We start from the raw sequence: 12,297 nt of genomic DNA on the forward strand, positions 1-12,297 counted from the left end.
GGTAATACCTCGAACCGCGAGGGGGTTACGTGCGATTCGGGCCGGCGAAGCCGAAGAGGTAACCCGCGACCTTGCGCATCTGGATCTCCTCGGCGCCTTCGGTGATGCGATAGCGGCGGTGGTGTCGGTAGATGTGCTCGAACGGCATGTCGCGGCTGTAACCGAGCCCGCCGTGCACCTGCATCGCCCGATCGGCGGCGTCGCAGCAGAACCGGTTGGCGCGGTAGTTGCACATCGCCACCTTGTCGCTGATCTCCAGCGCGGGGCGTTCGTCGAGCTCGGCGGCGGTCTCACGGATCAGTGCCTCGAGCATCTGCGCCTCGGTGGCGAGTTCGACCAGCGGCCACTGGATCGCCTGCCGACGCGACAACGGCTGCCCGAAGGTGACGCGTTCGTTGGCGCGGGCCACGGAGAGGTCGATGCAGTGGCGTCCGGCGCCCAGGCTGCTGGCCGCCTGGCGGATGCGGTTCTCGTGGACGAACTGTTGCGCCACCGACAGGCCCTCCCCCTCGCCCCCGAGCATCGCGGAGTCCGGCACGACGACGCCGTCGAGGGCGATCTCGGCGTGGTCGGTGGGCATGTTGAACGTCCAGCGGAAGCGCTCGATCTCCAGGCCGGGCGTGGGCACCGGCACGATGAACGCGCTGATCCCCTTCGCCTCGCCATCACGTCCGGAGGTGCGTGCGAAGACGATGTCGTGGGTGGCGTTGTGCATGCCGGTGTTCCAGGCCTTTTCGCCGCTGATGACCCAGTCGGAGCCGCGCTTGACGGCTCGGGTCTCCATCCACGTGGCGTCGCTGCCGTGGGCCGCCTCGGTCAGTCCGAACGCCAGGCGCTTGCGGCCGACGATGGCGTCCTCGCAGAACTCGGCCCGCTGGTCGTCGGTGCCGAAGGTCCACACCAGACGCACCGTGGGGAAGTTGCCGACGACGGAGGACTCGTCCTGCAGGTCGTTGTGCAGGCCCAGTCCGCGGCGGGCCAGGTGCTGGCGGATGAGCGCCATCTCGAGGCTGGTCGCGTCGTTGCCGCCGAGCCCCGTGGGCATGTCGTGGCGCAGGAAGCCGGCCGCATCGGCCCGTCGCTTCATCTCGGCGAGGAGTTCCTCCCACTCGCCGCGCGGGACTCCGCCGTTCTCGAAATCGGTGCGGGCCCACTCGCGGCGGTGGTCGAAGAAGCGTTCGTTGTCATCGGCCTGCTGCAGGGGCACGATCTCGGCCTCGATGAACGCGTCGAGGCGCTCGAGCAGCGCAGCCGTCTCACCGACCCCGGCCGTGACCTTCGTTGGCGCACTGTCCACCGTCATCGCTCCTCCTTGACCGATTCACATCTAAACGAACGTTCAGAGTTGCACCTTAGATGAGGTTCGGCCCCGGCGTCCATACCCATCAAACAGCCCGCAAACTCGACTCCTTGCCCCTGGGGGCGCGCGCGCCTACTCTGATCGCATGTTCAACGAAGGCTCCGTCGACGGGCCCGTGACCCCGATCGCGGCCCGGGTCGCCCCCGGCCTGCGACGCTCCTCGGTCGTGCGCCCCGGCGACGACCCGGCGGCTGCGCGCATCCTCGACGCTGCCGTGACCGCGTTCGGTCAGCGGGGCTACCACGGAGCGTCGATCCGCGACGTGGCGCAGTTGGCGCAGGTCAGCCCGGGGTCGCTGTACAACTACTTCGCCACCAAGCAGGACATCCTCTTCACCATCATGGATCGCGGCATCAGTCGCCTCGTCGAGGTCACCGAGCAGGCACTCTTCGACGCTCCGGCCGACCCGGTGTCGCGGCTGCGCGCGGTCGTCGGCACACACGTGCGCAATCACGCCCGCGGCACCGTCGAGAGCCTCATCGGCAACTCGGAGTTGCGCAGCCTCGAGCCGGGCAACCGGGCGGTCATCGTGGCCAAACGTGATGCGCAGCAGCGGCACTTCGAGCGGGTGATCCGTGACGGGGCGGAGCGCGGTGTGTTCGACGTCGCGGACCCGCCCCTGACCGCGATCTACCTCGCGTCCGCGTGCACGGCGACCGCCACGTGGTACTCCCCCGACGGGGCACTGTCCGTCGACGAACTGGTCGAACGCTTTGAGAACCTGGCCCTGGCAACCGTGGGAGCACAACGATGAGTGATGAACTGCGATCCGCCGTGGAGGCAGCCCTGGCCGAGCATCGGGCGCAGGCCGTGACGGTGGACGACCTCGAACCGATCTCGATGGGCGCGAGCAAGGATCTGTGGCGGTTTCGGGCGACGATCGGCGGCCAGACGCATCGGCTCGTGTTGCGACGCGACTCCCCCGGCCGGGCGAACCCGGACGGGATGCGGCGTGAGGCGGCGGTGATGCAGGCCGCGTCGCGCGCCGGCGTGCCCGTGCCACACGTGTGGTGGGTCGGCGATGGTCAGGACGCGATCGGCGCTCCGGCCATCATCATGGATCACGTCGAGGGCGAGTCGTTGCCGAAGCGGATCTTGCGGACCGTCGAGGCGAACGGCACGGGAGTGGCGTTGGCACAGCAGCTCGGGGGGATCGCGGCGCGGGTGCATTCGGTTGAGCTCGGTGACGAGTTGGCGGTGGCCGGGCTGTCGATGGGGGGGACGGCGGAGCCGTACGAGGTGGCCGCGGCGCAGTCCCCGGCGATCGAGATTGCGCGGCGCTGGCTGAACGAGCGGCCGCCGGCTCCCGGAGCGCCGTCGCTCGTGCACGGCGATCTGCGGCTGGGCAACATCTTGGTCGATGGGGACATTCGCGCCGCGCTCGATTGGGAACTGGCGCACCTCGGCGACCCGGTCGAGGACCTGGGGTGGCTGTGTGTGCGAGTGTGGCGCTTCGGCAGCCCGCATCGCGCGGCCGGGTTCGGCAGCGTGGGCGACCTGCTCGACGGGTACGCGTCGGTGGCCGGGTGGCGGCCGAGCGAGCATGACGTGCTGTGGTGGGAGGTGCGCGGGACGATCCGGTGGGCGTTCATGTGTCTCAAGCAGGCCGGGCGGTTCACCGATGGCAGCGAGCCGTCACTGGAGTTGGCGCTGATCGGGCGGCGGTTCGCCGAGAACGAGTGGGATCTGTTGTTGGCGCTCGGGTTGGCCGATCCCGATCTCATGGTGGCGCCAGGGCCGGAGGACGGTGCGGTCGAGTCGATCTCGCGCCACGGCGCTCCGAGTGGGCCGGTGTTGTTGGAGGCGCTGGCGAGCGAGTTGACCGAGCGCGGCGACTATCGCTCGCGGTTGCTGGCGCGGGCGGCCGGGGTGGCGATGCGCGAGTCGGTGCTCGGGCCGGAGTTGGTGCGGGTTCATGCGGAACATCTGCGCGCGCTGGGGATGGAGTCCGAGGAGGAGTTGGCCGCGGAGATCCGCGGTGGGGTGCGGCTGACGCCGGAGGTGATGGCGGCGGTGCACAGCGGGATCGCGCAGCGGCTGCTCGTGTGGGACCCGAGCTACGCCGAAAGCACTGACGTCCCCTCGGACCGTTCGGTCGGCGAGATCTGGCCGACGTCCACGTCGTAGCTGTCGCCCGGCGGTCGTGGCTGGGCATCAACGGTCAAACCGAACTCCTCGAGTCGCGCCACCAGCGCCAAGCTGGTCATCCATCGCCCCAGTCCGTTCACACATCGATGCCGTTCAGGAAAGCTGAACGGCATAAAAACTGAACAGACGCAGGCAGTAGACGCGGATTCGCGCACCGAAACACCGACCAGCGGCGGGTGGGCAACAGGTAGTCCCGAGGCAGGCTCTTCTCAGGCCAGCAGCTCGTCAGTCGGTCTCGAGCAGAGCGCGCGGTTCGCCCAGCCCGGCCTCGAGTCGTTCCATGGCGTCCAAGAGCCGCCGGGCGTTGGCCGGCGAGCGCATCAGGTAGGCGGCCGCCCGGTCAGGCCGCCACCTCCGATTGCGATGTCGGCGCCTCCTGTCAGGCTCGACGCCACCGGCAAGACTGAGCGATCCGACGAACTCGTCGCTGACGCGAGCCGATCGTAAGGAAGTGCATTACACTGGCTCCATACGAACCTGTTGACTGGTCCCAGCGCGGGACGTACATGCAACGCAGGCACGGTGTCAGCCCCGATGCCGCCAACGACGCACTGGGAGATCCGGACCGAGTGGTCATCGCACCCGATTACAACAGCACAAGTGGTCGCAGCGTCCGGATCATCGGGTACTCAGCAGTCACCGATGGCCTCGTCACCGTGATCGTGATGGAAGACAACGGGACCGTGTACGGAGTGAACGGATGGATGTCCAACCCCAAGGACCAACGCATCTACAGCGGCGCAAACAACGAGGTGCGGAAGGGCGGCACGCGATGAGCAAGGACATCGAGGATCTGCTCGCGATCGAGGCGAGGGAGGTCGAGGCGGCAGAGACCTCCAGCGACCCCGACGCTCCGTTGCCCGCCAACGTCACGGTCACGCGGGGTCATCCCCGCACACGCAACCTGCAGGTCCGCTTTCGCGATGACGAGTTCGAGGAACTGACCGCCTACGCCGACGCACGCGGTCTGCCGGTGTCCACCGTCGTGCGAGCACTCGTGCTCCAGGCGATCGCTCCCGCCGACGACCTCAAGTCGGCACTCGACAAATTGGAGACCGACCTCGCTGCAGTGCGGCGCAAGGCACTCAGCGCCTGAGGAGAGCGCCAGTTCCGGACCGGACGCAACGCCGCATGCCCGGGGCACGCTCGCCTCACGCGCCGGCCCACACCGATCAGAGGATCTCCGTGATGTACCGATCTCCGGCATTGGCCGCGGTATGCACCGCCATGAACTCCTGAACCACCGCGGGCTGCAGAGACGAGGCTTTCGCCACCTCCATGTCCCGTCGCAACTCGAGCACCTCATCTGATGTCAAGGTACTGATCGCCGAGGGACTGTCGCTGGACCTCCAACTTGTCCAGCAACGTCTCGAAGACATCACCTTCTCGGGTGTCGATGGCCACGAGGTTCCAGAGCTGGCAGGTGTGCCGCTGCCCGATCCGGTGAATACGGCCGAATCGCTGCTCCAACCGATTCGGGTTCCAGCAGCCCGGCGAAGGGCATCCCACTTGGCGTCGACGCCGGCGTCGCGCACGCGCTCCGCGAGGTTGACCAGCCGGTCGATGATCTGGATCTCGGTCTCCAACTCCTCGGCCGTGCGCGCTGTCGTGGCCACGGACGCAGCGTCGTCCTCATAAGACTCCGCCTGCGCCGAGGTCATCTCGTCGAAGTCGGGCACCTGGAGTCCCAGACTGGCCTCGAGGGCCAAGGCCAACCGCTCGTCGGCCGCTCGGACCTTCATCAGTTCCCCGTGGAGTCGCCCACTGCGCCGGGTCAGCGATCGCACAATCGCCTCCGGCGAGGACGCCAGCCGTCGCTGCGGCCATCGATTGGGCGAACGCGAACCTGACCGGTGAGCGCGACCGGGTCATCGCCCTCGCCGAAGACATCGCCGTGGTCAGCGCCTGACCCGCCGGGGCGCGGGTCCGCGCACCTGCGCAGTGCTGTCGGTGGGCTCAGGCAGTATGTTCCGTGTGACGATGACCGACCCCGATACCGCAGAAGCACGCAAGGCGCGTGGTGCCTTCTTCACGCCGCCCGACGTTGCCCGCTATCTGGCGCGCTGGGCCGTTCGGTCGGGCTCGGACGTGGTGCTTGAGCCATCGTGCGGCGAAGCTGCCTTTCTCGTGGCCGCAGTGGAGCAGTTCAGGGCCTTGGGCGCTCACGGCACTTTGACGGCCCAACTTCACGGAGCGGAGTTGCATCCGGCCTCTGCGGTCGAGGCCGAGCGTCTCGTGGCTTCCCTCGGTGCGGATCTGGCGGTATCCGTGGGTGACTTTCTCCAAGCCGAGCCAGAGCCGAGATTCGACGCGGTCATCGGGAATCCGCCTTACGTTCGGTACCAATCCTTCGTCGGCGAATCGCGCGCCGCCGCAAAGAGGGCGGCCCTGCGGGCTGGCGTGGCCCTGACCAACCTGGCCTCGAGCTGGGCCGCGTTCACCGTGCACGCCGCCCTGAACGTCAAGCCCGGAGGACGGCTCGGCCTGGTCGTGCCCGCCGAAATCCTCACCGTGAACTACGCCGCGCCCATTCGAGATTTCCTCATGCGCGAGTTCTCCCAGGTACGCCTCGTGCTCTTCGCTGAGCGCGTCTTTCCCGGCGTCATGGAGGATGTCGTCCTCCTGATGGCGGATGGGCGTGGCCAAGGCCCGTCGGACGTGTGCGAACTCCTGCAGGCGCGCAACGGCTCTGCGCTGGCGGAGTTGGCCGACAACGACATTCGCCGGTGGCGACCGCAAGCGGGCGGTCGCTGGTCGCTTGCGTTGGTCGACCCCGTGGCTGGTTCGGCGTATGCCGCAGCCCTCGACGAGCCCCACTTCGAGACGCTCCACGAATGGGGGGATACCACCCTGGGCATGGTCACCGGCAACAACAATTTCTTCGCCCTCACCTCCGACGAGGTGTCCGCTCGCGACTTGACGTCCCACGATGTGGTGTCCCTGTCACCACCCGGTAGCCGCCACCTGCGCACCACTTTGAACTTGGGCGATCTCACGCCGCTGGACCGGGTCGGCTTGGCGACGTGGCTTTTTCGCCCGGATGCGGCCCCCTCGCGGGCAGGAATGGCCTACATCCGCGAAGGCGAGAAGCGTGGGGTGCAGAACGCCTACAAATGCCGAGTCCGTGACCCGTGGTGGCGGGTGCCGTACCTGCGCCCGGCTGACCTCCTGCTGACCTACATGAACGCGGACACACCTCGGCTCGTCGGCAATTCAGTCGGAGCGCACCACTTGAACTCCGTGCATGGGGTGTACTTCCGCCCCGAACGTGGTGGGGTCGCCCGCGAGTTGCTTCCCGTGGCGTCGTTGAACTCGATGACGTTGCTCGGCGCCGAACTCGTCGGCCGATCCTACGGAGGCGGCGTGTTGAAGATCGAGCCTCGCGAAGCGGACGGATGGCCGATGCCGTCCTGGGATCACGTCGGGAGGCATGCGACGGAACTGCGCCGCATCCGTCCCCGGGTGGATCAACTGGTCAGCGCAGGGCGCCTGCTCGACGCGGTCGAGGTGGTCGACTCCGTGCTGCTCTCGCACGTGGACGCCGACGCACTCAACGCGCTCCGGACCGGGCGAGCGGCCCTCCACGACCGACGCGTGACCCGCTCACGGTCCAAGTAGGTCGCTGCCCGCCGCCGTCGGCGATGCCGCGGCGGCCCTGAGTTCACGCGCGCGGGGATGAAAGTTGATGGGCGAGTTGTCGAGGATGCGGGCGCACATGACGGCAAAGAACCGCCCAGGGTCCAGCGCGGGCGGCACCTCCTCGGAGTAGAGACTCACCGGAATGACTTGATCCACATCGTCCGATGTGGCCTCTCCGGTGTCCTCACGGTTGCCTACTTCCTCATCGATGGCGCCGGCCTCCAGGGGGCCAGCTGCCTCGGGTTCCTCCGCCCCGGCGAGCTCCTCATCATCACGGAGGTCGGGCATGAGCAGCGCCACCGCGTCGTAGGCGTCGTCTTCCCGACCCAGCTTCTGCAACAGGTCGATCAACCACATGGCCGTGTCCTTCTCCCGCACCAGGGCCACGGCATTGAGGGCGTAGACAAATCCCAGCGCCGCCTGTGGGTGCCTGAGTCGGAGATTCTTCGCGTCGCCATAGCTCTCCTCGACCCGGTTCGCGGCGTTCTTGCCGAATGAGGAATCCATCCGCTTCGTCGAGATCATCAGTTCAGGTCCGGTCGCCCACGAGCTCATCACCACGTCGACCTGCTTGACGTAGTTCTTGCCGAGCAGGTTCGCGCTCTTGGCGGCACCGACCACCTTGCCCTCGGCCAAGCGTGCGTCGACCTCCGCTCGAAGCTTGGCTGGCAACCCGGCGACAAACTGCGTGACCTCGACGGGAATCACGCGCGGCTCCGTCGCCCGTGGCCACACCCGGTCCCCATCGAATCCGGCGCGACGCAGTTCGTAGGACACCCACACGTCGAGAGCCAGGGCCGGCACCCCCGACTGTGAAGTCGCACCCAAGTACACCGGGACTCCGAGAAGTCGCTCCAGCGTGGCGTAGTCAGGCGCAAAGGCCAGTGCGTCGTCGACCGCGGTCCATGGGTTCGTCTCGCGCAGTGGCGCGCACTCCACGATCTGATCGAACAGCCGCCAACCGCGGTCGCGCAAGGAAAGCCCCATGGCGGAGACGGTAGACCACGCGCGGTTCAGCGGCCGCACTCCCCCACTGCTTCCCGATGCCGAGGGAACAATCGGGGCAACCGAACCCCATGTTGGGTTACCCCGATTGTTCTCTCGCCTTGGCGCAACTCGTCAGCTCAGGACCATGCGGGACGCCGGCACATCCGTGGCGCCCTCGCCGAGCACCCAGACCGGGTTGGCGAAGCCGATGATGGCGCCCGAGCCCCCGTGACGGACGACGAAGCGCACGTACCGCCCGCCCCTGCGGTTCATCTGGAACTTGTACGTGCCATCGACGAACGCGCTGGCCGGCACGGTCGTGGTGGTGATCGCCGGGGTGAGGTCGGCCAGCCCGGGGCGATCGACCTCACCGACGATGATGTCCACGAGGGCATCCGACGGCAGGTCGGTGGCGGTCAGGTGAACCGGAACGCTCCGCGCGGGGGTCACGTGCACGGCACCCATCCGTGGACGGCCTTGGACGCTGATCTGCATCTCGCCGCGATAGTGCAGCGGGTCGACAAACCAGAGCTGCCCCTCGTCGCTGGCCTTGAGGACGGCGTCCCGCTCGGTGCCGGTGGACCAGGCGTAGGTGATCCACCGCGTCCCCTCACGCATCCAGTTCGTGCCGTTGTGGTCGTCGGTGACGCCGTTGGCGGTGATGAACACCCCGTTGCGGGCAGCAGTGTCGAAGGCCCCGATGACCTTCAGCATGTTGGCGTACCCAATGCCGACCTCGATCATGTCGGCGCCCATGCCGTTGGTGGCCACGAGTTGCTCGGCCAGCTTGTTGCTCCACGGGTGGTTCAGGCACACGAGGCGGCCATGACCGTGCAACCAGTCGACCATCTTCAACTGGGCCTCGAGGCTGCCATCCTTGCCTGGCGCCTGGGCGCCGTAGTCCGGGAGCGCGTCGTCGCCGCCGAAGGCGTTCATGTGCTCGACGAGGGAGATCTCCGCCGCCGGGTACTGCGTGACATCGGGGTAACGCACCTTGTAGGTGTCACTGATCTGCTGCAGCAGGCGCACACCGTCCGCCGGCGTGTGACGCTCGCGAACGAAACGGAGACGGTCGAAGTACGCGGTCGCGCTCGATCCCTGCTCCACACCGAGGCCGAAGCGCAGGCGCCACAGCGACGCGTCCTCCGCGACGGTGTCGGGCCACAGGATGCGGTGGTCCTCGACGGGACGGAGCGCCAACTGCTGCCACTGCCCGACGCGGGCGGGGAGACCGATGACGCCGGTGAGACCACCGTTCTCCGTCCAGTGACCCTGCCGCCCACCGAAGCGATATTGCAACACGTACGAACCGGCCGCACGCCCACCGGTTGCCGGACGGTAGCTCGACAGGATCTCGATGAACGGCACCGCGGAGTCCGACGCCTGCTCGACGAGAACATCGATCTCCAGGGTGGTGTCCGAGTACGACGTCGAGTATGTGGAGTTCCACGCCGTGCCGAGCATGGTGTAGCGGCCCGCGGCGTCGCCGGCCGCTGTGGCGGTCAGGCGCATCGCCTTACCCTCCTCACGCGGGGAGCGCGGTTCGGCCACGAAGGTGTAGGAGCCGTTGACCACGCCCGCGTTCTGAGCCACGGACCACGTCCAGTCGCGGTTGTTCTCCTTCTCCACCCGGCTGTCGAACCGCACGGCCTGGCGGTACCCGGCCGCCATCTGGCGGAAGTCGTGGTCCGTCCACCAGCAGACATCCAGCCCCATCTCACGGGCCTGGAAGAGGTGGGCGTCGTAGGTGGCGATCCCCTCGGAGAACGACGAGTGCAGGTGCATCGCCATCGAGACCGGCTTGAGATCGGGGCGCGTCCCGGCGGCAAAGACCGGCGTCGGGCGGACCGCGTCGTGGAAACCCAGCGTGCCTGCGGTCGCCGCAGCAGCGGCGCCCAAGAGCACGGAACGACGAGAAAGGAACGAGGAACGGGGGGCGGAAGACATGCGTGGCACCTTGGCAGCGCCATCCCCCGGCTCCAGCGACGCTGAGGTGAACACGGGCTGTCCGCTCGGTGAAGCCTCGAGCAGTGTTGCGAGTGATGTGCACTTCGCCCAACGCTGAGGGAACAATCGGGGCGACCTAACGTCGAGTTAGGTCGCCCCGATTGTTCCCTCAGCGAAGAGTCAGCCCTGGAGCCATTCGTCGTAGAAGGCGGGCAACTCGGAGGCGCGCCCGGTGAACTCCGGCGAGCGCTTCTCCATGAACGCGGCCACGCCCTCCTTCCCGTCGCCGATGCTCGTGTAGAACATCGCCAGCGAGTCGATGCGGTGGGCCTCGCGCGGGTGGTCGAAGCGCGAGTTGTGCCTCATCATCGCGCGCGCCAGGGCGGTCCCGACGCGAGACTTGCCCAACGTCCACCGGTCGGCGAGCGCGCGAGCCTGGGTCAGCAGGTCCTCCGGCTCGTACACCGCGGCAGCCAAGCCGGCCTCGAGCACCTGCTCGGCCGTGAGGATGTCGGCGCTGTAGACGATGTCGAGCGCCTTGGGCAAGCCGACGATCTGCGGCAGGAACCACGACGACGCCGCCTCCGGCACGATGCCCAGCCGGCCGAACACCAGGCCGAAACGCGCCTTCGTCGAGACCAGGCGCGCGTCCATGGCCAGGGTCATCGTCGCGCCAATGCCGACCGCGGCACCGTTGATCGCGGCGATGACCGGCTTACGGCACTCGTGGATCGCCAGCGTGACGCGGCCGCCGGTGTCGCGAATGCCCTCAAGGGCCGGATCGTCGAGGTCGGCCATGTCGGCCAGCGTGGGCTGGGCATTCTCGTTGAGGCCGAAGACGTTGCCCTCACTGGTGAGGTCCATGCCGGCGCAGAACGCGCGCCCGGCGCCGGTGACGATGACGGCGCGGATGTCGTCGTCCTGCCGATACTGGATGAACGACTCCTCCAACTCGACGGCCATCGTCGTGGTGAACGAGTTGAGTGCATCGGGCCGGGACAGTGTCAGCGTGAGGATGCCGTCGGTGAGGTCGTGCTCGAGGGTGGTGTGCTCCAGGGCGGTGTACTTCATTGGACTACCTCTTTCGTCAGTGGGTGGCCGCGACAGCGTCGCCGCGCAGGGCGCCGAGCCGACCGATCAATTGCTCCGCTTCGGCCATGATGCCGTCAACGATCTCCTGACACGATTCGACCGAGTCGATCAGGCCCTGCGACTGACCGGCCCACCACATGCCGTCGTCCATGTGGCCCTCGCGCAGCACCTGCTCGCGCCCACGCGCCCCGGAGGCGAGCTCGGCGACGTCCGCGAACGTCGCTCCGGGCTTGGCCGAACGCGCGACGATCTCCTCGGAGATGGCGTTGCGGGCGACACGGGCGGTGTTGTTGAACTCGCGGAAGACGAGTTGGGTGTCGAGTTCGCTGTTGGCGACGATCTGGTCCTTGACGTTCTGATGCACCGGAGCCTCGTTGCTCGCCACGAACCGGGTGCCCATGTTGATCGCGTCGGCACCCAGCGCGAGCGCGGCGACCAGTCCGCTGCCGGTGGCGAACCCGCCGCTGGCGATCAGCGGGATGCCGACCTTCTTCGCGGCCGCGGCGATGAGCACGAGGCCGGGCACATCGTCCTTGCCGGGGTGGCCGGCGCACTCGAAGCCGTCGATGCTGATCGCGTCGACGCCCATGCGCTCGGCGCTGAGGGCGTGACGCACGGCGACGGCCTTGTGGACGACCTTGACGCCAGCGGCCTTGAACGCCTCGACGTGCTCGCGGGGGTTGCTGCCGGCCGTCTCGACGATGGTGATGCCGGCGTCGATGATGGCCTGCCGGTACTCGTCGTACGGCACGGGGTTGATGGTCGGCAGGATCGTCAGGTTGACGCCGAACGGCTTGTCGGTCATCTCCCGGCAGCGCGCGATCTCGGCGGAGAGCGCCTCGGGGGTGGGCTGGGTCAGGGCGGTGAGGAAGCCGAGTGCGCCGGCGTTGGCCACGGCGGCGATGAGGTCTGCGGTACCGACGGCGGTCATGCCACCGCAGACGATGGGAGTGTCGATGCCGAACTCTTCGGTGAATCGGGTCGCAATCATGACATCACTCTGGCGCACGAGTACCGCTGGATCTGTCCCACTTCGCAACATGTGCCGCCCGCACCCCTCGTCGACTGTCGCGCACCCCCTCGTCGAGTGATGGTTTCGGGCCGCCTCACGGGGTCTGAGGCGG

The 12,297-nt window shown here is 67.8% G+C and carries 11 protein-coding genes; 5 read left to right on the plus strand and 6 right to left on the minus strand.

The window, feature by feature from the left end; all coding sequences use genetic code 11:
• Positions 1-25: 25 nt before the first annotated feature.
• Positions 26-1,303 (minus strand): acyl-CoA dehydrogenase family protein, encoded by a 1,278-nt coding sequence (locus KD1_RS01685; protein ID WP_068396632.1) that lies wholly within the window; start codon positions 1,301-1,303, stop codon positions 26-28.
• A 142-nt stretch (positions 1,304-1,445) separates the two neighbouring features.
• On the opposite strand from KD1_RS01685, the gene KD1_RS01690 reads away from it, so the two are divergent.
• The 4 genes from KD1_RS01690 (at position 1,446) to KD1_RS01710 (ending at position 4,604) form a co-directional block, all read left to right on the plus strand.
• Positions 1,446-2,114 (plus strand): TetR/AcrR family transcriptional regulator, encoded by a 669-nt coding sequence (locus KD1_RS01690; protein WP_083541905.1) that lies wholly within the window; start codon positions 1,446-1,448, stop codon positions 2,112-2,114.
• Positions 2,111-3,487 carry a phosphotransferase family protein gene (locus KD1_RS01695; protein ID WP_068396635.1) on the plus strand — a complete coding sequence of 459 codons (1,377 nt, stop codon included), beginning with the start codon at positions 2,111-2,113 and terminating at the stop codon, positions 3,485-3,487. The genes KD1_RS01690 and KD1_RS01695 overlap by 4 nt, the downstream gene beginning before the upstream one ends.
• A gap of 527 nt (positions 3,488-4,014) precedes the next feature.
• Positions 4,015-4,284, plus strand: a complete 270-nt coding sequence (locus KD1_RS01705) for a hypothetical protein (RefSeq protein WP_068396638.1) — start codon at positions 4,015-4,017, stop codon at positions 4,282-4,284.
• Positions 4,281-4,604, plus strand: a complete 324-nt coding sequence (locus KD1_RS01710; protein ID WP_068396641.1) for a YlcI/YnfO family protein — start codon at positions 4,281-4,283, stop codon at positions 4,602-4,604. Before KD1_RS01705 ends, KD1_RS01710 begins: the two co-directional genes overlap by 4 nt.
• A 76-nt stretch (positions 4,605-4,680) precedes the next feature.
• Here the strand turns inward: KD1_RS01710 and KD1_RS01715 are convergent, their stop codons facing one another.
• Positions 4,681-5,187 carry a hypothetical protein gene (locus KD1_RS01715; protein WP_157073104.1) on the minus strand — a complete coding sequence of 169 codons (507 nt, stop codon included), beginning with the start codon at positions 5,185-5,187 and terminating at the stop codon, positions 4,681-4,683.
• Between the two features lie 301 nt (positions 5,188-5,488).
• Here KD1_RS01715 and KD1_RS01720 point away from each other — a divergent pair, with 301 nt between their 5' ends.
• Positions 5,489-7,126 (plus strand): N-6 DNA methylase, encoded by a 1,638-nt coding sequence (locus KD1_RS01720; protein WP_068396659.1) that lies wholly within the window; start codon positions 5,489-5,491, stop codon positions 7,124-7,126.
• Here the strand turns inward: KD1_RS01720 and KD1_RS01725 are convergent.
• From KD1_RS01725 to KD1_RS01740, 4 genes are all read right to left on the minus strand, one after another.
• Positions 7,112-8,173: a hypothetical protein gene (locus KD1_RS01725; RefSeq protein WP_217995771.1), complete on the minus strand. Its 1,062-nt coding sequence runs from the start codon at positions 8,171-8,173 to the stop codon at positions 7,112-7,114. The two genes, KD1_RS01720 and KD1_RS01725, sit on opposite strands and share 15 nt — an antisense overlap.
• 93 nt (positions 8,174-8,266) lie before the next feature.
• Positions 8,267-10,081 carry a CehA/McbA family metallohydrolase domain-containing protein gene (locus KD1_RS01730; protein WP_157073105.1) on the minus strand — a complete coding sequence of 605 codons (1,815 nt, stop codon included), beginning with the start codon at positions 10,079-10,081 and terminating at the stop codon, positions 8,267-8,269.
• A 180-nt stretch (positions 10,082-10,261) separates the two neighbouring features.
• Positions 10,262-11,152, minus strand: a complete 891-nt coding sequence (locus KD1_RS01735; RefSeq protein ID WP_217995772.1) for a crotonase/enoyl-CoA hydratase family protein — start codon at positions 11,150-11,152, stop codon at positions 10,262-10,264.
• Positions 11,153-11,168: 16 nt separating this feature from the next.
• Positions 11,169-12,215, minus strand: a complete 1,047-nt coding sequence (locus KD1_RS01740; protein ID WP_083541906.1) for an NAD(P)H-dependent flavin oxidoreductase — start codon at positions 12,213-12,215, stop codon at positions 11,169-11,171.
• Positions 12,216-12,297: the final 82 nt, after the last annotated feature.

Source organism: Kribbia dieselivorans NBRC 106261, from assembly GCF_001552435.1.
In the GTDB taxonomy this organism is placed as follows: Bacteria; Actinomycetota; Actinomycetes; order Actinomycetales; family Dermatophilaceae; genus Kribbia; species Kribbia dieselivorans.